General features: G+C 64.6%; 19 protein-coding genes. 9 read left to right on the top strand and 10 right to left on the bottom strand.

Features of this window, described 5'->3' with window-relative positions; all coding sequences use genetic code 11:
- The first annotated feature begins 44 nt into the window (after positions 1–44).
- Genes lptF through rsmA form a run of 6 tightly spaced genes read left to right on the top strand, consistent with a single transcriptional unit; the run spans position 45 to position 7560 of the window.
- A complete protein-coding gene (lptF, locus tag N5A93_RS02365; protein WP_268953506.1) occupies positions 45–1172 on the top strand; it encodes an LPS export ABC transporter permease LptF in 1128 nt (375 codons plus the stop codon).
- Complete coding sequence (gene lptG, locus N5A93_RS02360; protein ID WP_268953439.1) at positions 1169–2260, top strand: LPS export ABC transporter permease LptG; 1092 nt, start codon at positions 1169–1171, stop codon at positions 2258–2260. The genes lptF and lptG overlap by 4 nt, the downstream gene beginning before the upstream one ends.
- Complete coding sequence (locus N5A93_RS02355) at positions 2257–4476, top strand: LPS-assembly protein LptD (RefSeq protein WP_268953438.1); 2220 nt, start codon at positions 2257–2259, stop codon at positions 4474–4476. The genes lptG and N5A93_RS02355 overlap by 4 nt, the downstream gene beginning before the upstream one ends.
- Before the next feature lie 8 nt (positions 4477–4484).
- Positions 4485–5732, top strand: a complete 1248-nt coding sequence (locus tag N5A93_RS02350; protein ID WP_268953437.1) for a peptidylprolyl isomerase — start codon at positions 4485–4487, stop codon at positions 5730–5732.
- Positions 5729–6724, top strand: a complete 996-nt coding sequence (gene pdxA / locus N5A93_RS02345; RefSeq protein ID WP_268953436.1) for a 4-hydroxythreonine-4-phosphate dehydrogenase PdxA — start codon at positions 5729–5731, stop codon at positions 6722–6724. Before N5A93_RS02350 ends, pdxA begins: the two co-directional genes overlap by 4 nt.
- Positions 6721–7560 carry a 16S rRNA (adenine(1518)-N(6)/adenine(1519)-N(6))-dimethyltransferase RsmA gene (gene rsmA, locus N5A93_RS02340; protein ID WP_268953435.1) on the top strand — a complete coding sequence of 280 codons (840 nt, stop codon included), beginning with the start codon at positions 6721–6723 and terminating at the stop codon, positions 7558–7560. Before pdxA ends, rsmA begins: the two co-directional genes overlap by 4 nt.
- Before the next feature lie 81 nt (positions 7561–7641).
- Here rsmA and N5A93_RS02335 read toward each other — a convergent pair whose 3' ends face one another.
- From N5A93_RS02335 to prfA, 3 genes are all read right to left on the bottom strand, one after another.
- The gene (locus tag N5A93_RS02335) at positions 7642–8190 is read right to left on the bottom strand and encodes a DUF4167 domain-containing protein (RefSeq protein ID WP_268953434.1); all 549 of its coding nucleotides are present in this window, start codon (positions 8188–8190) and stop codon (positions 7642–7644) included.
- Between the two features lie 229 nt (positions 8191–8419).
- Entirely contained in the window at positions 8420–9232 is an 813-nt protein-coding gene (prmC, locus tag N5A93_RS02330; protein ID WP_268953505.1) for a peptide chain release factor N(5)-glutamine methyltransferase, read from the bottom strand.
- Positions 9233–9261: 29 nt separating this feature from the next.
- On the bottom strand, positions 9262–10311 hold the full coding sequence (prfA, locus tag N5A93_RS02325; protein WP_268953433.1) for a peptide chain release factor 1: 1050 nt from the start codon (positions 10309–10311) through the stop codon (positions 9262–9264).
- Between the two features lie 63 nt (positions 10312–10374).
- Between prfA and N5A93_RS02320 the strand changes: the two genes are divergently transcribed.
- Positions 10375–10659, top strand: a complete 285-nt coding sequence (locus N5A93_RS02320; protein WP_268953432.1) for a hypothetical protein — start codon at positions 10375–10377, stop codon at positions 10657–10659.
- Here the strand turns inward: N5A93_RS02320 and N5A93_RS02315 are convergent.
- From N5A93_RS02315 to N5A93_RS02300, 4 genes are read right to left on the bottom strand one after another with little or no spacing between them, the layout of a single operon-like run.
- Positions 10594–11013 carry a DUF1499 domain-containing protein gene (locus tag N5A93_RS02315; protein WP_328404470.1) on the bottom strand — a complete coding sequence of 140 codons (420 nt, stop codon included), beginning with the start codon at positions 11011–11013 and terminating at the stop codon, positions 10594–10596. The two genes, N5A93_RS02320 and N5A93_RS02315, sit on opposite strands and share 66 nt — an antisense overlap.
- Before the next feature lie 55 nt (positions 11014–11068).
- Positions 11069–12997, bottom strand: coding sequence for a 1-deoxy-D-xylulose-5-phosphate synthase (dxs, locus tag N5A93_RS02310; protein WP_268953431.1), 1929 nt, complete (start codon positions 12995–12997; stop codon positions 11069–11071).
- A 29-nt stretch (positions 12998–13026) separates the two neighbouring features.
- Positions 13027–13893, bottom strand: a complete 867-nt coding sequence (locus N5A93_RS02305; RefSeq protein WP_268953430.1) for a polyprenyl synthetase family protein — start codon at positions 13891–13893, stop codon at positions 13027–13029.
- A gap of 5 nt (positions 13894–13898) precedes the next feature.
- Positions 13899–14141, bottom strand: a complete 243-nt coding sequence (locus N5A93_RS02300; RefSeq protein ID WP_268953429.1) for an exodeoxyribonuclease VII small subunit — start codon at positions 14139–14141, stop codon at positions 13899–13901.
- Positions 14142–14245: 104 nt separating this feature from the next.
- Here N5A93_RS02300 and N5A93_RS02295 point away from each other — a divergent pair, with 104 nt between their 5' ends.
- The gene (locus N5A93_RS02295; RefSeq protein WP_268953428.1) at positions 14246–15196 is read left to right on the top strand and encodes a phosphotransferase; all 951 of its coding nucleotides are present in this window, start codon (positions 14246–14248) and stop codon (positions 15194–15196) included.
- 23 nt (positions 15197–15219) lie between these two features.
- On the opposite strand, the gene N5A93_RS02290 is transcribed toward N5A93_RS02295, so the two are convergent.
- The gene (locus N5A93_RS02290) at positions 15220–16779 is read right to left on the bottom strand and encodes a helicase HerA-like domain-containing protein (RefSeq protein WP_268953427.1); all 1560 of its coding nucleotides are present in this window, start codon (positions 16777–16779) and stop codon (positions 15220–15222) included.
- Between the two features lie 443 nt (positions 16780–17222).
- On the opposite strand from N5A93_RS02290, the gene N5A93_RS02285 reads away from it, so the two are divergent.
- Entirely contained in the window at positions 17223–17870 is a 648-nt protein-coding gene (locus N5A93_RS02285) for an invasion associated locus B family protein (protein WP_268953426.1), read from the top strand.
- Positions 17871–17965: 95 nt separating this feature from the next.
- Here the strand turns inward: N5A93_RS02285 and N5A93_RS02280 are convergent, their stop codons facing one another.
- Both N5A93_RS02280 and N5A93_RS02275 read right to left on the bottom strand, forming a co-directional pair.
- The gene (locus N5A93_RS02280) at positions 17966–19177 is read right to left on the bottom strand and encodes a beta-ketoacyl-[acyl-carrier-protein] synthase family protein (protein ID WP_268953425.1); all 1212 of its coding nucleotides are present in this window, start codon (positions 19175–19177) and stop codon (positions 17966–17968) included.
- The gene (locus N5A93_RS02275) at positions 19174–19434 is read right to left on the bottom strand and encodes an acyl carrier protein (protein WP_268953424.1); all 261 of its coding nucleotides are present in this window, start codon (positions 19432–19434) and stop codon (positions 19174–19176) included. Before N5A93_RS02275 ends, N5A93_RS02280 begins: the two co-directional genes overlap by 4 nt.
- Positions 19435–19458: the final 24 nt, after the last annotated feature.

The following is a 19458-nucleotide window of genomic DNA, read 5'->3' as shown; positions in this document are numbered from 1 at the left end:
AAGTGCTGCCTTGGGGGGAAAGCGTGACCAGATTCGACAGATACATGCTGTCGCAATTCATGGTTCTGTTCGGTTTTTTTGCGCTGGTTCTGGTGTCGATCTTCTGGATCAACAAGGCCGTGCGCATGTTCGACCGGCTGATCGGTGATGGCCAGCCCGCCTGGGTGTTTATCGAGTTCACGGCACTCACCCTGCCGGGGGTCATCGGCGTTGTTTTGCCGATCGCCGCATTCGCGGCAACTGTCTATGTCACCAACCGTCTCAGCACCGAAAGCGAACTCACCGTCATGCAGGCGACCGGCTATTCGCCCTGGCGCCTGGCGCGCCCGGTGCTGTTCTTCGGGATCATCGTGGCGCTGATGATGTCGGTCCTGACGCATCTGCTGATTCCTCAAAGCCTCAACCAACTGCGCGAGCGCCAGGCCGAGATCAGCGATAACATCACCGCCAAGCTGCTGACCGAGGGTGAATTCCTGCATCCCGCGCCGGGGATCACGTTCTACATCCGCGAGATCACGCCCGAGGGCATGCTGCGCAACGTTTTCCTCTCGGATCGGCGAAACAGCGAAACGCCGGTGACCTACAGCTCCAATCGCGCCTATCTCGTGCCAGACGGCAAGGGCGGCACCCGTCTGTTGATGGTCGACGGGCTGGCCCAGAACGTCCAGACAGACGGAAACCGCCTTTTCAACACGCATTTCAACGATTTTTCCTATGATATCAGCAATCTGGTCACAAGTGATGCAGCGGGCGTCGAAAGCGTGACCTATGTCGGCACGCCCGAGTTGATGCGCGACCCGGCCGGTGTGGCAGAGCGGACCGGCGCCACGCTGCCCATGACCCTCTATGAGTTGAACGGCCGTTTCAGCAATGCGCTTATGTGCGTTTTCGCGGCAACGGTCGGCTTCGCGACGCTGCTTCTGGGGAATTACAGCCGGTTCGGCGTCTGGTGGCAGGTCTTGCTTGCATTCGGCTTGCTGGTTTTGCTCAAGCTGATCGAGAGCAGCGTTTCGGGGATCGTGCTGCTCAACGCGATGGCCTGGCCGCTGATGTATCTTCCGGCGCTGGCGGGCGCGCTGATGACGGCCCTGCTGCTTGTTATCTCGTCTTATCCGGGTTTTCTCGCACGACCATGGCTGCGCCGCGCGCGGGCTGCGGAGGGTCCTGCATGATACTGCACCTCTATCTTGCACGCCGCTTCCTCTGGACATTCCTTGCCATCGTCATGATTTTCGTGGTCCTCTTGGCGCTGATCGAGCTGATCGACGATCTGCGGGTCTTCTCGGCGCTGTCCTTCGGCGATGTGGTCGAGATCGGCCTGCTGAAGATACCCGAAGCCAATTACGAAATCCTGCCACTGGTCATCATCCTGGCAAGCGTCGCGCTGTTCCTGCGCATGTCGCGTTCCTCGGAACTGGTGGTGGTGCGCGCGGCCGGGCGCTCGGCCCTGCGTGCACTGATCGCGCCGCTGATCGTGGCGCTGCTGATCGGGATCGTCTCGGTCAGCATGCTGAACCCGATCGTCGCCGCCTCGGCCAAGCGGCATAACGACCTGGTCAATTCCTATCTTGGCTGGGGACCGGCGGTGATGGCCATCTCGCCCGAGGGCATATGGCTGCGCCAGGGCAACGAGGACGGCCAGACAGTCATCCACGCGCGCCGCGCCAGTTCGGATGTCAGCGTTCTTTTCAACACCACATTCATCGCCTTCTCGCATGAGGGTGCGCCGCTGCAACGGATCATGGCCGACAAGGCCCGCCTCGGCGACGGCGCCTGGCATCTCAGCAATGTCAAGCTCTGGGATCTGGAGCTTGGCGTGAATGCCGAGGCCAACGCTCAGGTACTTGAAAGCTACGACGTGCCCTCCTCCCTCACGCGGGACCGGATCATCGACAGTTTCGGCAAGCCGGAATATATCTCCATCTGGGAATTGCCGGATTTCATCGCGCAGTTGGAACACTCGGGCTTCTCGGCCCGCCGATACGCGGTCTGGTTCCAAATGGAGCTGGCACGTCCGCTCTTTCTGGTGGCGCTGGTGATGATGTCGGCGGCCTTCACCATGCGCCACGCGCGGCTTCACAACACGGGAATGTCGGTTCTGACCGCCGTGATGCTGGGCTTCGGGTTGCATTACATCCGGAATTTCGCGCAGATCCTGGGCGATAACGGGCAGATTCCGGTCATGCTTGCCGCCTGGGCTCCGGCTGTGGCCTCTTTTTTGCTGGCGTTGGGAATTTTGCTGCATATGGAGGAAGGATGATCCGTCTCGCGCTCCCTCTCGCTGTCGCCATTGCGCTGATGGCCGTGCCCGGCCTCGCGCCCTTGGGCGCGCGCGCGCAGGATGGTGGGGCCGAACCCACCGCCCTTCGCCAGGGCGATGGCGGGGCGTTCCTTGTGGCAGATGATGTGCGCCTGATGCCCGATGACAAGCTGGTGGCGTCCGGGAATGTCGAGGTGATCCACGAGGGGCGGCGCCTTCAGGCAAAGTCGATCACCTATGACAGCAAAACCGAGCACCTGTCCATCGAAGGCCCGATCACCCTGCGTGAAGGCGAAACCACCCTGGTCCTCGCCGATGCAGCCGAGCTGGACCGCGACATGCGCAACGGGCTGCTGACAGGGGCACGCGTGGTTCTTGCCTCCCAGGTGCAGATGGCCGCCAACACGATGACACGGGTCAACGGGCGCTATTCGCAGCTTTACAAGACCGCCGTCACCTCCTGCCGCATCTGCGAGGACGGACGCCCGCCGATCTGGCAGATCCGTGCCAGGCGCGCGATCCATGATGAGGAAGAGCGCCAGCTCTATTTCCACGACGCCCAGCTTCGGGTGCTGGATGTGCCGGTTTTCTACCTGCCGCGCCTTCGTCTGCCCGATCCCACGCTTGAACGCGCCACCGGCTTCCTGTTTCCGACGATCTCCAATTCCAGCCTGCTCGGATTTGGCGTCAAGGTACCCTACTTCATTCGGATCGGCGATCACCGTGACCTGACGCTGACGCCCTTCGTGACGACGAAAACCCGAACGCTCGAGTTCCGCTATCGCCAGGCATTCGCGAATGGGGACATCAGCATTCGAGGCGCTCTTTCGAATGACGATCTGGGCGACGACGATATCCGTGGTTACATGATTGCCGAGGGCGCGTTCGACTTGCGCAACGACTTCGAACTGACGTTCGACATCAAGGTCGCTAGCGACGATTCCTACCTCTCCCAATACAACTACTATGGGCAAGAGCGACTCGACAGCCAAATCGCGATACAGCGGGTCCGGCGCGACGAGTTCATCCGTGGCGCCGTCACCCATTTCCGTTCGCAGCGCCGCAGGGAATCCAATTCGACCCTGCCCTCGCTGGTGGGTAACGCCGAATACGAACGGCGCGTGTATCCCGGCACCATCGGTGGCGAATTGCGCTTTTCGACCGAGGCGCACAGCCACCGGCGGACATCCGATCTCAGCATCGACGGCCCCGACCTCGACCCGTGGGCGGATGGCCGCGACGTCACGCGCCTGACGGTCAGCGCGGACTGGCTGCGCAACTGGACGCTGGGGGCCGGCGTGCTTGCAGAATTCCGCGCAGGGCTTGCCGCCGACAGCTTCCAGATCGCGCAAGCGGGCATCACAAGCCGGTCGTCGGCGTCCCAGCTCACGCCCTCGACCGCGATGCGGCTGCGCTGGCCCCTGATGAAAACGACCACCAAGGGCGTTACCCACATGATCGAACCTGTGGCGCAGCTGTCCTGGGTCGGGGGATCCAATCTCAATATCCCCAATGACGAGAACACGCGGATCGAATTCGACGAAGGCAACCTCTTTGCCGTGTCACGCTACTCGGGGCCGGACCGGCGCGAGCGCGGTTTCAACGCGGCATACGGGGTGCAGTGGACGCGGCTTGCGCCCAAGGGCTGGGAAACCGCGCTCGCCTTCGGTCAGGTCGTGCGCGACGAACCCGAAGTCGAACCTAACGGATTTCCCAGCTTCACCCGCAGCTCCGGCCTGCGCGGCAAATTCTCGGATGTTTTGCTGGCCGGGCAGATACGCACTCCGGGCGGGCTGACCCTGACCGGGCGCGGGCTCTTTGACAATGACTTCGAGGCCACGAAGGCCGAGGCGCGCGCCAGTTGGGAAAGCTATCGCACCGAACTGTCCGCCACCTATATCTGGCTGCGCAACGATCCGTTCGAGGATCGCGCCGAGGACGCGTCGGAGTGGTCGATCAGCGGCAGCTACCGGTTTGCCCGGCACTGGACCGCCGATGCCAACTGGCGTTACGATGTCGCCCGCGACTTCGAGGTCACAAGCGGCATCGGCCTGACCTACACCAACGAATGCGTGTCAGTCGCCCTCGATGCCTCGCGTCGTTTCACCACTTCCTCGACTCGGGACCCGACAACCGATATCAGTTTGACAGTCTCGCTTCGGGGCTTTTCGGCCAATGCCGGCGAAAGCAGCTTCACACGATCATGCAGAAACTAGAAAGCAGTATGAGAATCAGAATGCGCAATTTCCTCGCAGCAATCGCTCTTCCCGCCCTGGTCGCTTCCGCGCTGGTCGGCCCGTTTGCCGGGCCGGCGGCCTCGCAGAACCTGTTCACCCCGGTGATCAAGGTCAACGATCAGGCCATCACGCGCTACGAAATCCAGCAACGCGCAAGGATGCTCACGCTGTTCCGCGCACCCGGCAACCCGCGCGAACTGGCCCGCGAGCAGTTGATCGAAGAGCGGCTGAAACTCGATGCGGCCCGCGCCAGCGGTATCGAGCTTGAAGAAGAAGAGATCCAGGCCGGCCTGGAGGAATTCGCCGGCCGTGCCAACATGGACGCCGAACAGTTCATTCGCGCGCTCGAAGGCGCGGGCGTCGCGGCCGAAAGCTATCGCGACTTCGTCAAGGCCGGCCTGACGTGGCGCGAACTGGTTGGCGCGCGCTTTGCCCGGCGTATATCCGTCTCGGAAGCCGATCTGGCGCGCGCCCGTGCCGCCGTCAGCGGCGAAACCGGTGTGCGCGTGCTGTTGTCCGAAATCATCATGCCGGCGCCCCCCGAAGAACTGGAGGCCGTGCAGGAACGCGCCGTGCGCATCTCCGAGATCGACACGCTCCCCGGTTTCGCGGCCGAGGCGCGCCGCTCGTCTGCGGCCGCCACGCGCGAGCGTGGCGGACGGCTTGACTGGATGCCGATCACGAACCTGCCACCGCAATTGCGCCCGGTGATCCTGAGCCTTGCGCCCGGCGAGGTCAGCGACCCCTTGCCGCTGGACGGTGCGATTGCCCTCTTTCAGATGCGCGATATCGAGGAGACCGGCACCGCCGAGCCCGAATACGCCGCCATCGAATACGCCGCATATTACATCGACGGCGGGCGCAGCGACCGCGCGCTGTCGCGCGCCGCACGGGTCAAGGCCGAAACCGATACCTGCGACGACCTTTATGGTATCGCCAAAGGACAGCCCCCCGAGGTGCTTGAACGCGACTCGCGCGCACCGGCCGAGATCCCTCAGGACATCGCCATCGAGCTGGCCAAGCTGGATCCGGGCGAGGTCTCGACCACGCTGACGCGCGCCAATGGCAACACCCTGGTGTTCCTGATGCTCTGCGGGCGCAGCGAGGAGCTGGGCGAGGACGGCCCCTCGACCGAGGAGCTGACGAACCAGATTCGCAACCGGCGCCTCGATTCCTTTGCCAACGGCTATCTTGAGCAGCTGCGCGCCGAGGCGCGAATCGTCGAACTGGAATGACAGGTCCCGTCGCACTAAGCTGCGGCGAACCGGCAGGGGTCGGCCCCGAACTGGCGCTTGCCGCATGGCGGGTGCTCGGGGCTGAATTGCCCTTCGTGCTGGTGGGCGACCCGCGCCACCTGCCCCCAAAGAGCCCGCTGGCCGAAATCGCGGACCTCTCCGAGGCGGCAGATGCAGCGCGCCACGGGTTGCCGTTGCTGCGCCATGATTTCGAGGGGCCGATGACCCCCGGCACCCCCAACCCGGCCCATGCGCAGGGTGTGATCGACGTGATCGCGCGCGGGGTCGATCTGGTGCGTTCGGGTGCGGCGCGCGCGCTCTGCACCGCGCCCATCCATAAAAAGGCCCTCCAGGACGGCGCCGGCTTCGCCTATCCGGGCCATACCGAATACCTCGCCGCGCTCGCGGGTGTGGAGCGGGTGGTGATGATGCTGGCCAGCCCCGCCCTGCGCGTCGTGCCCGCCACCATCCACATCCCCCTGGCCGACGTGCCCCGCATCCTGACCGCCGACCTCCTTTGCGATACCTTGCGCATCACCCATACGGCCCTGATCCGCGATTTCGCCCTTCCCAGCCCACGCATCGCCGTGGCCGGGCTCAACCCTCATGCCGGCGAAGGCGGGTCCATGGGGCGCGAGGAAATCGACATGATCCTGCCGGTCATCGAACGGCTGCGCAGCGACGGCCTGGACCTTCACGGCCCGATGTCCGCCGACACCATGTTCCATGCCCGCGCGCGCGAAGGCTATGACGCGGCCGTCTGCATGTATCACGACCAGGCGCTGATCCCGATCAAGACGCTGGATTTCGACCGCGGCGTGAATGTCACCCTTGGCCTGCCTTTCGTGCGTACCTCGCCCGATCACGGCACCGCGATGGATATCGCCGGGCGCGGCATCGCCAACCCCGGCTCGATGATCGAGGCCCTCAAGATGGCCCATGCCATGGGCGGCGCGCGCGCCCGCGGCGCAGGCGGGGCCAACCCCGGATGAGCACCATCGACGAATTGCCGCCCCTGCGCGAAGTGATCGCCAGTCATGGGCTCAGCGCACGCAAATCGCTTGGGCAGAACTTCCTTCTGGACCTCAACCTGACCGCCAAGATCGCCCGCGCCGCGGGCGACCTCACCGGTTCCGACGTGCTCGAGATCGGTCCCGGCCCGGGCGGCCTGACCCGTGGACTGCTGGCCGAAGGCGCGCGCCGGGTTCTGGCCGTGGAAAAGGACAGCCGCTGCCTGCCCGCTCTCGAAGACATCGCCGCCGCCTGTCCGGGGCGGCTCGAGGTGCTCAATGCCGATGCGCTGACGCTCGATCCGCTTGAGTACCTGACGCCGCCGATCAAGATCGTCGCCAACCTGCCCTATAATGTGGGCACCGAATTGCTGATCCGCTGGCTGACGCCGAAGACCTGGCCGCCGGTCTGGGAAAGCCTAACGTTGATGTTCCAGCGCGAGGTCGCAGATCGTATCGTCGCGCAGCCCGGCTCGAAAGCCTATGGGCGCCTGGCGATTCTCGCGCAGTGGCGCAGTGATGCGCGCATCGTCATGCATCTGCCGCCCACGGCCTTCACGCCCCCGCCCAAGGTCTCAAGCGCGGTGGTGCATGTGACCGCCCTGCCTGCGCCGCGCTTTCCGGCCGATCCGGTCATACTCGAACGTGTCGTAGCCAAGGCCTTCAACCAGCGCCGCAAGATGCTGCGCGCCGCGCTCAAGGGGCTTGCACCCGATATCGAGGATCGCCTCCTTGCCGCAGGGATCGCCCCTACGGACCGGGCTGAAACCGTGGATCTCGAACGGTTCTGCGCTTTGGCGCGCAGTTTCGAAACCTGAGGCCCGGAACGTGAAACAGGGGACCATGGCCCCCTGCATTCCGTATTCTTCGTGATCATGACGTGAAAAAGCGTCTTGAGCCTATTCGGCCGCCTCGGCTGATCCCGAACCGGAAGGACCGCCCGATCCCGACTCGCCCTCGTCCTTCGGGGGCTTCTTCGCGCGCGGTTTGCGCGGCCGCTTGGGCTTGTCGGATTTCTGCGTCTCGGGAGTCTCGACAAGGCCGCTCTCGTCTTCGCTCCTGTCGATCAGATCAGGCTGATTGGATTGCGACGGATCGGGCTCGCCGTTCGATTCCCGCTCCTGGCGCTTGGCGCGCTCGCGATCACGCTCGGCCTGGCGCTCACGGTTCTCGCGCTCCTGCTGCTCGCGGCGGGCGTCCTGTTCCTTCTGGGCGCTGCTCAGCATTCTCAGGTAATGCTCCGCGTGCTGCTGGAAATTTTCGGCGGCGACGCGATCATTACTCAGCTGCGCATCCCGCGTCAGCTGGTTGTACTTGTCGATGATCTGCTGAGGCGTGCCGCGCACCTTGCCTTCGGGCCCTGAGCTTTCGAAGACCCGGTTGACGATGTTACCCATCGAGCGGTTGCGGCCGGATTTGTTCCGCGAACGTGACTTGGATGATCTCATTGTTTCAGCTGTTCAGCCCTGTGCTCAAAGTGTCGTTTGATCCGGTTCGGTGCCTTCTGCGGCCCTGTAACAACCCGGATCCGACATGTATTGGCTTGTTGTCAAGCGCAGCGCCGCCGGGGCGTCCGATCAGCTTGACTGGCCCTCACTAAACACGCCGTGGGCGTTGAGACAAGGATAAACCGGAATTTTCGCGCAATTTGCACGATTTTTCCGGTTTTTCAGTGTGTCAGCCGCGCCAGACACCGCTGACGACGCGCTCGCGCCCTTCCAGATCCGGCAGAATCGCCACCTCGGCGAATCCGGCCTCCACCAACAGCCCGGCCACCGCAGGCCCCTGTTTCCAGCCGGTTTCCACCATCAGCCGCCCGCCTGCGCGCAGATGTGCGCCCGCCCCGGCCGCCATAACACGATAGGCGCTCAGCCCGTCGGCCTCATCGGTCAGCGCGATGCGCGGCTCGTGGCGCAGTTCGCGGTCAAGTGCCGGCATCTCTTCGGCGGCGATATAGGGCGGGTTGGACAGGATCAGATCGAACCGCCCCTCAACGGCGTCGAACCAGTCCGAGCGCAAGAGCGTGCAGCGCGCGCCGACGCCAAGCGCCTCTGCATTGCGCCCCGCCACCTCCAGCGCCGCGTGCGAAAGGTCGGTGCCCACGCCCCGCGCCCCGGGGCGCTCCGCCAGCACACTCAACAGAATGCAGCCCGATCCGGTCCCAAGGTCCAGAACATCGCTGGCCGGCAACGCAAGCGCCGCCTCGACCAACGTTTCGGTGTCGTCTCGCGGGTCCAGAACATCCGGTGTCACGATGAACCAGCGGCCATGAAACATTCGCCCGCCCAGAACATGAGACAAGGGCCGCCGCTCTGCCCGTGCGCCGACCAATGCCTCGAGCGCCGCCTCGGCGTCGCGGCTCATCTTGTCGTGGAGATGCAACGTGATCCGTCCCGGCTCCACCCCAAGGCTCGCCGCCATCAGGCGCCGTGCTTCCCATTCGGCATTGTCGATCCCGGCCTCGGCCAGCCGTTCCCGCGCCCCGCGCATCGCCTGCGCCACGCCGCGCGGCGATGGGCTCACCCCTCCATCTCCGCCAGAAGCGTCGCCTGCGCGTCGGCGCGCAGCGCGTCGATCACCTCGTCCAGATCGCCCTGCATCACCTGATCCAGCTTGTAGAGCGTCAGGTTGATGCGATGATCGCTCATCCTGCCTTGCGGGAAGTTATAGGTGCGGATGCGCTCGCTGCGATCGCCGCTGCCCACCTGCGCCGCACGGCTGGCCGAACGCGCCTCAAGCGCGCGCCGCCGCTCAATGTCGTAAAGCCGCGATTTCAGGACCTGCATGGCGATCTCGCGGTTGCGATGCTGGGATTTTTCAGAGCTGGTCACCACCAGACCCGTAGGCAGATGCGTGATCCGCACGGCCGAATCCGTGGTGTTCACATGCTGCCCGCCCGCGCCCGATGACCGCATCGTGTCGATCCTGAGGTCATTGGGGTCGATCTCGATATCCACATCCTCGGCCTCGGGCAGCACCGCCACCGTCGCCGCCGATGTGTGGATGCGCCCGCCGCTTTCCGTCTCGGGCACCCGCTGCACGCGGTGCACACCCGATTCGAATTTGAGGCGCGCGAAAACGTGATCGCCCGCCACCCGCGCGACCACCTCCCTGATTCCGCCCAGCTCGGTTTCGCTCAACGCGATGATCTCGAAGGTCCAGCCCCGCGCCTCGGCATAACGCTGATACATGCGCAACAGATCGCCCGCGAACAGCGCCGCCTCCTCGCCCCCCGTGCCGGGCCGGATCTCAAGGATCGCTGGGCGCGCATCGGCCTCGTCCTTGGGCAGAAGCGCCAGTTGCAACCGCTCTTCAAGATCCGGCAGCCGTGCCTCGAGATCGCGCAGTTCATCCTGCGCCAGAGCGCGCATCTCCGGATCGTCCAGCATCGCCTTGGCCGCGTCGATATCCGCCAGCACCTGCTGATAGGCGCGGATTTCCTCGACCACCGGGCGCAATTCGGCATATTCGCGCCCGAGCCTGGCGATATCGCCGCCCCCGACCGCCATTTGCGCCTCGAGATACTCGGAACGCTGCACGATCTCGTTCAATCTGTCCAATGGCACCATGTTTGGGCATCTGCCCCTTTGTCCGGGTTTGGTCAAGACCAAAGCCTGTGATATCCTGACTGCATGCGCAGCCTTCTTGCCCTCGCCCTTCTGGCCAGCCCGGCCCTCGCCGACCAGACCATCGGCGGCAAGACTGTGGATTGCTATTGCACCGACAGCAATGGCAGCCGCGTCGAGATGGGCGAGATGATCTGCCTGAATGTCGGCGGGCGCAGCTTCATGGCGCAATGCCAGATGTCGCTCAACGTGCCGATGTGGCGCGAGATTTCGCAAGGCTGCCTGTCATCCTCGCTGCGCCAGCGCCTCGAGCCAGCGATCCAGCCGCGCGGCGTTAACGCCAAGATCTGACAGCCCGAAACGCTGGCGCGCATAAAGCTCCAGCCGCGCACCCCGCTGGCGCACCGTCGTGTAATCGGGAAAGCCGAAAATCCGCGAGCGGCTGACATAAGTGATCATCCCTTCCCCGACCGTCCCCGCCAGCACCTCGCTGCGCGCAGTGTCGCGGATGATCCGGTCCAACCGCGACAACCCATCTTCGCCCGCCATCACCACGCGCGCCGCGCCCTGGCTAAAATCGCCATCGCTCACAATATCGGGCATCTGGTGCCAATGCGCCGGATCGCTGGGCGCCAAGCGCACATACAGCGCCGCGCCCGCGGCCAGCATCACAAGAACGCCAAGACCGATCCCAACCCCCTTCACGCCAAACCCTTCATCTTGCTTCAAATACTCCCGCCGGAGGCGTCCGGCGCATGCATCAGGCGCGCTGGCTGGACATCCGGGCGATCCCGAGCGTGTCAAGCACCTTGGCTTCGATATCGGCGGCGTTGAGGCGGGCGGTGGCATACATGTCGGCGGGGCTGGCCTGGTCGATGAAGATGTCGGGCAGCACCATCGAGCGGAACCTGAGCCCGTCGTCAAAGACGCCATGTTCGGCCAGGAGCTGCGCGACATGGCTGCCGAAACCGCCGATGGCGCCTTCCTCGATGGTGATGAGCGCCTCATGCGTGGCGGCGAGATCCAGGATCAGCGCCTCGTCGAGGGGCTTGGCGAAACGCGCATCGGCCACGCTGGGGGTGATGCCGCGCGCGCGCAGCGCCTCGGAGGCTTTCATCACCTCTCCGAGCCGGGTGCCGAAGGACAAGAGCGCGACACGCCCGCCCCGCTGGATCATCCGGCCCTTGCCGATTTCGAGCGGCATGCCCTGCGCGGGCATCTCCACGCCCTCGCCTTCACCGCGCGGGTAACGAAAGGCGATCGGCCCGCTGTCATGGGTGGCGGCGGTCGCGACCATATGCTTCAGTTCGGCCTCGTCGGCGGCGGCCATGACGGTGAAGCCCGGCAGGTTGGCGAGATAGGCGATGTCATAGGCGCCCGCATGCGTCGGCCCGTCGGCGCCCACCAGACCGGCGCGGTCGATGGCGAATCGCACCGGCAGGCGCTGGATCGCCACGTCATGCACAACCTGATCATAGCCGCGCTGCAGGAAGGTGGAATAAAGCGCGCAAAAGGGGCGCATCCCGCCCGCCGCGAGGCCCGCGGCGAAGGTCACGGCATGTTGCTCGGCGATGCCCACGTCAAAGCAGCGCGACGGGTAGCGCTGATCGAACAGGTCGAGCCCGGTGCCGTCGGGCATGGCGGCGGTGATCGCGCAGATACGCGGATCCTGCGCCGCGTGATCCAGCAGTGCCTCGGCGAAAACCCTTGTATAGCTGGGCGCGTTGGAAGGGGACTTCTTCTGCTCGCCGGTCACCACGTCGAACTTGCCGGTGGCATGACCACCATCGCGGCGCGTTTCGGCGGGGCCATAGCCCTTGCCCTTGCGGGTGCAGACATGAATAAGCGTCGGCCCGGTGGCGCGCGCCTGCACCGTGCGCAGCACCGGCAGAAGCTGGTCCATGTCATGCCCGTCGATCGGCCCCACATAGCTGAAGCCCAGCTCCTCAAAGAGGGTGCCGCCGACGGTCATGCCTTTCAGCATGTCGCGGGCGCGCCTGGCGCCTTCCTGGAAGGGTGGCGGCAGGAGCGACACCGCCCCCTTTGCGGCAGCCTTGAACTCCTGGAAGGGTTCGCCCGCATAGAGCCGCGACAGGTAGGACGAGAACGCCCCCACGGGCGGTGCGATCGACATCTCGTTGTCATTGAGAACGACGATCAGGCGTTTCTTCAGATGCCCGGCATTGTTCATTGCCTCAAAGGCCATGCCCGCCGACATCGCCCCGTCGCCGATGATGGCGATGGCGTCACCAAGGCCGGTCTCGCAGGCGCCACCCAGATCGCGCGCCACCGCAAAGCCGAGCGCTGCGCTGATCGAGGTCGAGCTATGGGCCGCACCGAACGGATCGAACGGGCTTTCGCTGCGCCGGGTGAAACCGGAAAGCCCGTCCTTCTGGCGCAGGGTGCGGATGCGGTCGCGCCGCCCGGTCAGGATCTTGTGGGGATAGCTTTGGTGACTGACATCCCAGATGATCTTGTCGCGCGGCGCGTCGAACACCGCATGCAATGCCACGGTCAGTTCCACGACCCCGAGCCCGGCGCCGAGGTGGCCGCCGGTTTCCGACACGGCCGAAATCGTCTCGGCGCGCAGCTCATCGGCAAGCGTCACAAGCTGGCTGTCGGACAGTTGTTTGAGGTCGGCCGGCGAGGCGACCTGATCCAGAAGCGGCGTGTCGGGGCGGTCGGACATGATAGCGGGCGCCCTCCTCGGGGCAAGACTCAGCTTCGACGCGAGATAACGAAGCGGGCGAGCGCCCGCAAGCTGTCGGCGTCCTCTTGATAAGGAGATAGAGCATCGCAGGCCGTTTCAACAAGGGCGCGGGCACGCGCGCGGGCGGCATCAAGCCCGAGCAGCGAGACGAAGGTGGCTTTTCCGGCGGCTGCGTCCTTGCCCACGGCCTTGCCCGCGGCGGCGGCATCGCCGGTCACGTCGATCACGTCGTCCTGGATCTGGAAGGCCAGCCCGAGCGCTTGCGCATAGGCCGCCAGCGGCGCGGGGTCGGCGTCTGCCATGCGTGGCCCGGCGCAGGCGGCCCATTCGATCAGGGCACCGGTCTTGCCGGCCTGAAGCCGGGTGATCTCATCCAGGGTCGGCGCGGCCTCGGCGGTTTCGGCGGCGATATCCAGCGCCTGCCCCAGCACCATCCCCTGCCCGCCCGCGGCGCGTGCAAGGCTCAGCGCAAGTTCGGCGCGGGCATGGGCGCTTGCGGCGCCATCGGGATGGGTGGCCAGCTCGAAAGCCAGCGATTGCAGGGCATCGCCCGCCAGAACGGCGGTGGCCTCGTCCCATTTCACATGTAGTGTGGGCTGGCCGCGACGCACATCGTCGTCATCCATGCAGGGCAGATCGTCATGCACGAGGCTGTAGGCATGCATCGCCTCGATCGCGGCGGCGGGCCAGAGCGCGCGCGTCTCGGCAACGCCATGAAGCCGCGCGCCCTCAAGAACCAGGCGCGCCCGGATCCGCTTGCCGCCCGAGACCGCATAGCGCATTGCCGCGACGACCGGGGTATCCCCGAACGCCTCAAGCACGGAGTCAAGATGGGCATGGACGCGCGCGGCCTGACCTGCGCCTTGGGTGTTCATGAGGTTCAGAGCCCTTCGGCGGGCGTGGTTCCGGTGGCGGTGCCATCGGCATCAAGCGTGATCGCGGCGACCTTTTCCTCGGCTTCCTTGAGCTTGGCTTCGCAGCGGGTCTTGAGCGCTGCCCCGCGTTCATAAAGCTTGATCGATTCCTCGAGCGCCACATCGCCGCGCTCGAGCGTCGAGACGACCTGTTCAAGTTCCTTCATGGCATCTTCGAACGACATTTCGGAAACCGGCGACTCTGTCATTTTCGCATCCTGTTGGCTGAGGAATTATGCGGCCACCTTATCCGGGGCGCTGGTGGGGTTCAATTCGGTTGACGCCCCCCGACCCCTGAAGGATTGTTGTTGTCATGACAAAACCCGACATTCCCGAGATGGATGCGATGATCGCGCTGGCCGCGCGGTTCGAGGCGGCTGTCAAGGCCGATCCCGCGCTCGAGGGGGCGGATCTGGGCGAGATGCTGCGCCATGTGCCGGGCAAACGCACCATTTGCCGCGGCACGGTGCAGGGCCGGGACTGTATCTGGCGCGTGTTTCACAGCCCGCAGGATGGCGTGGCGGGGCGCGAATGGGTCGAATTGCAGCGCGTCCATAGCGAAATGCAGGACGACGAGCACAGGGTGAACGCGCCGCTTTATCACGCGGCGGAATTCGGGCTGATCGCGGTGGAGTTCGTCCCCGGCACGCCGCTGATGGCGCTGATCTGGCAAAGCCCGCCCGAGGCGCGCGAGGCGCAGGTCCTGCCGGCGGCGCGCTGGCTGCGCTCTTATACCGAAAGCAGCGAAAGCTGGTGGCCCGCCAAGCCCGAAGGCTGGCTCAAGCGGGCCGAGCGCGCCGCGGCCAAGCAGCCCTTTTCCAGGCTGCGCAAGCTCGAGCGGCCGGTCATTGCGGAACTGTCGCGGCTGGTGTCCCGGATCGAGGGGCTGGAATGGCGCACGGCGATCTGTCACGGCGATTTTCATCCCAACAACCTGATCGTGGCGGATACGCGCATGACCGGAATCGACAATGGCGGCTCGGCGCGGATGCCGATCTACAAGGACATGGCGCGATTCCTGATGCATATGGGGCGGCGCGGCGTGATCCCTTCGGGGTCGCGGGTGCTGGGGGTGGATGGCGTATTGATCGAGGGTTTCAGCGAGACCTTCGCGATGACCGAGGCCGAGCGCCGGCTGATCCTGCCCTTCATGCTGGGGATCGAGGCGCTGATCCGGGTCGAGAACCCCCAGATGAAGCGCTCACGCGTGCGCCGCGCGGCCCACATGTACGAGGCCCTGCTCGAGGATCTGTCCAGGATCTAGCAGGCCCGGACGGGCCGGTTTCGTCACCGGCCCTTGAACAACCCGCCAAGAATGCCGCGCACGATGCGCCGCCCGGTGGTGCCCTTGAGTTCCTTCATCACTGCGCTGCCAAGTGCCTGCCCTATGCTGCCGGCCATACCGGCGGGTTCGCGCGCCTGCGTGCCCGAGCGCGCGACCCGCTTTCCCGAGTAACGCCGGGCGGCGCTGAATTCACGCTCGGCGGCGGATTGGGTCTCGGCTTCGGCCTCGGCAGCCTCGGCGGCTTCGGCCTCGCGGGCGGCTTCGTCGGCGCGCCTGGCCAGCATTTCATGGGCCGAGTCGCGGTCCATCAGCGTGTCGTATTTTCCGGCCATCGGCGAGTTGGCCATCACCGCGCGCCTTTTCTCATCGTCGATCGGCCCCAGCCGCGATGACGGCGGGCGGATCATCGTGCGCTCGACAATGCCGGGGGCGCCCTTGGCTTCTAGCATCGAGGTTACGGCCTCGCCGGTGCCCACGTCGCGGATCGCATCCGCCGTGTCGAAACGCGGATTGGGGCGATAGGTTTCGGCGGCCCGTTTCAGCGCCTTGCGGTCGCGCGCGGTGAAGGCGCGCAGCGCATGCTGAAAGCGGTTGCCAAGCTGGCCAAGGATGTCCTCGGGCACGTCGTCGGGATTCTGGGTGATGAAATAGACGCCGACCCCTTTGGAGCGGATCAGGCGCGCCACCTGCTCGACCTTGTCGACCAGCGCCTTGGGCGCGTCGTCAAACAGCAGGTGCGCTTCGTCGAAGAAGAAGACCAGCCGGGGCTTGTCGGGGTCGCCCACTTCTGGAAGGGTCTCGAAAAGGTCCGACAGAAGCCACAGAAGGAAGGTGGCATAAAGGCGCGGCGAGTTCATCAACCGGTCGGATGCGAGGATATTGATCCGCCCGCGCCCGTCGAGGTCGGTGCGCATGAGATCCGAAAGATCAAGCGCCGGCTCGCCGAACAGCGAAATGCCGCCCTGGTTCTCGAGTACCAGCAATTGACGCTGGATCGCGCCGACGGATTGTGGCGAAACATTGCCATAGCGAAGCGAAAGTTCGCTCCGGTTCTCGCCGATCCAGACCAGCAGCGATTGCAGGTCCTTGAGGTCAAGAAGCGGCATGCCCTCCTCGTCTGCGACCCGGAAGGCGATATTCATGATGCCTTCCTGCGCGTCGCTCAGATCCATCAGGCGACTGAGCAGAAGCGGCCCCATCTCGGCCAGCGTGGTGCGCACCGGGTGGCCCTGCTCGCCGAAGATGTCCCAGAAGGTGACCGGAAATGCATCATAGGTGAAATCATCGAAGCCTATGGTTTCATTGCGCTTCATGAAGGCGCCGTGAAGCTTGCCATCTGGGCTGCCGGCCTCGGCCAGCCCGGAAAGATCGCCCTTCACGTCCGACAGGAACACCGGCACGCCCGCCGCCGAGAATCCCTCGGCCAGGATTTGCAGCGTCACCGTCTTGCCGGTGCCGGTGGCCCCGGCGATCAGCCCGTGCCGATTGGCGTATTTCAGCGAGAGTCCCTGTCTGGTGTCATATCCCTCGCCGCCGCCACCGATGAAAATCCTGCTGTCCACGTCACTCGCCCCCGGCCTGAATTTATTCACGCTCTGAACATACAAAGTTAACTTTTATCTGCCAGCATGAATCTCGTTCCCGGGCCGCATGTCCTCTGGTCCGGGGATTTCCTCCCTGTCAGACTGGCCGCGCCCTTGTGCGCGGCCTTTTTTCTGAGCGGGCGTTTTCGCGCAGGGCGGCGCAGTTCACCTGTTGACGGATTGTCAGAACTGTCCTAGCGTTCCGGCCAATAACTAAGTCGGCCAGTCCGACGGGGAGATAAAGGAAAAGGGGCCGCTTGGCCTCTTTTCCGTTTTGCAGCGCGGCGACCTTCCGGACAGGATGGCCTCGAATGGCGATTTTTCGCCTTGAAGCACCTGAGCAACTTCGTTTTTCTCCTGACACTGGCGCCAAGCCGTGCTAGAGCGCCAACAACCTTGAAAACCAATATCACGGGGACTCAATGCCCAAGATTTATCAGACCTTGCCTTTGATCGCGCTGCTTGCCGTTGGCACATCGCTGAGCGCGCAGGACACGGCCAGCGATACGGCGACCGATACGCAGGCCGAAACCGAAAGTGCAGATACCGCCACGGATCAGGCCGCCGAGCCTGCCACGGGTGTCGCACCGCAGCTCGATACCGGCCGCGAAGTGCAGGAGGACGCGACCTACATCAAGGAGGAATACGGCGACTGGCAGCTCAAGTGCTTCCGCAGCGAGGCCGAGGAAGACCCCTGCCAGATGTATCAGCTTCTGACCGAGGAGGCAGGCAATCCCGTGGCCGAGTTCAGCCTGTTCCGCCTGCCCGATGGTGCGCAGGCCGCAGCTGGTGCAACCATCGTGGTGCCGCTTGGCACGCTGCTGCCCGAAGAGTTGAAGATTTCGGTGGATGGCGGACGGTCCAAGTCCTATTCCTATTCCTTCTGCACGATGGTGGGCTGTTTTGCCCGAATCGGCCTGACGCAGGCCGATGTCGATGCCTTCAAGGCCGGCGCGGCAGCACAATTGCAGATCGTGCCCGCGCAGGCGCCCGATCAGACCGTCGATATCAAAGTGTCGCTTGATGGTTTCACCAACGCCTATAGCAACGTCTCGGTGTTGCAGGACTGAGGTTCTGCCCGCGGGTCTTTGACGGCTCTGACAGTCAGGACGGCGCTGCGTGGATCACGCGGCGCCGTTTCTCCTGGCGCATGGGGCGGCTCTTGTCAGGTGAAACGCTTGAGCGCCAGCACCGCGTTCAGCCCGCCAAAGGCAAAGGCGTTGGACAGCGCGACATTGACATCCGCTTCGCGCGCCTCGTTGGGTACCACGTCAAGCGCGCATTCCGGGTCGAGCTCTTCATAGCCGATGGTGGGGGCGATGACCCCATCGCGGACGGCCATGATGCAGGCCAGCAATTCGACCGCGCCGGTGCCGCCGATCAGGTGGCCATGCATCGACTTGGTCGAGGAAATCATCAGCCGGTCGGCATGGGCGCCGAACACATCCGCCACGGCAGCGCTTTCGGTCTTGTCATTGGCGGCCGTGCCGGTGCCATGCGCGTTGATATAACCCACATCGGTCAGATTCAGCCGCGCATCCGCCAGCGCGCCCTTGATCGCGCGCGATGCACCCTGTTTGGAGGGCATGACAATATCCGCCGCATCCGACGACATGGCATAGCCCGCCACTTCGGCCATGATCTCGGCGCCACGCGCGCGGGCGTGCTCGTATTCCTCGAAGACGAAGATCCCCGCGCCCTCGCCCTGCACCATGCCGTTGCGGTTGGCCGAAAAGGGCCGGCAGCCATCCTTGGACATCACCCGCAGCCCTTCCCATGCCTTGACCCCGCCAAAGCACAGCATGGATTCCGAGCCGCCGGTGATCATCACAGGAGTCATGCCGCCATGCACCATCTGAAAAGCCTGCGCCATCGCGTGATTGGACGACGCGCAGGCGGTCGATACGGTAAAGCTTGGCCCCTTGAGGTTGAACTCCATCGATACATGGCTGGCGGCGGCGTTGTTCATGAGCTTGGGCACCACGAAGGGATGCACCCGGTTCTTGCCGTCCTCGTAGACCGAGCGGTAATTCTCGTCGAGGGTGGTCATGCCGCCCCCGGAATTGCCCAGAACCACCCCGGCCCGCGCCGCCAGCTCACCTGAAAAGACCAGACCGGCCTGGGAGATGGCCTCGCGCGCGGCGATCAGGGTGAACTGCGTAAAGCGGTCATAGAGCGCCAGTTGCTGACGGTTGAAGCGATCCTCGGGGTCATAGCCACGCACCTGCCCGCCGATCCTGATCGACAGGCGGTCGACATCGCGGAACTCCAGTTCTCCGATGCCACAGCGCCCTTCGCGCATTGCCTGAAGGGTGTCGGGCACGTTATGGCCGAGCGCATTGATCGTGCCCGCGCCGGTGATGACGACCCGTTTCACGACTGTTCTTTGATCAGTTTCTCGATCCCCGCGACGATCGAGGCGACCGAGGAGATGTCAAAATCGCTGGCTTCGGGCTCATTGGCGTTGAAAGGGACGGAGATATCAAATTCCTCTTCGATGGCGAAGATGCTTTCCACCAATCCCAGGCTGTCGATCCCCAGATCCTCGAGCGTGCTGTCCATGGTCACATCCGAAGGGTCGAGCACGGCCTGTTCGGCGATGATTCCGATCACGCGGTCCTTGATGCTGCTCATGAGTGTCGCCTTCCCGCTTTGGTC

The organism is Roseovarius salincola (assembly GCF_026891095.1).
Classification (GTDB): Bacteria; Pseudomonadota; Alphaproteobacteria; order Rhodobacterales; family Rhodobacteraceae; genus Roseovarius; species Roseovarius salincola.
Note: the sequence above shows the minus strand (reverse complement) of the source record. Positions and strands in the feature narration are given on the sequence as shown.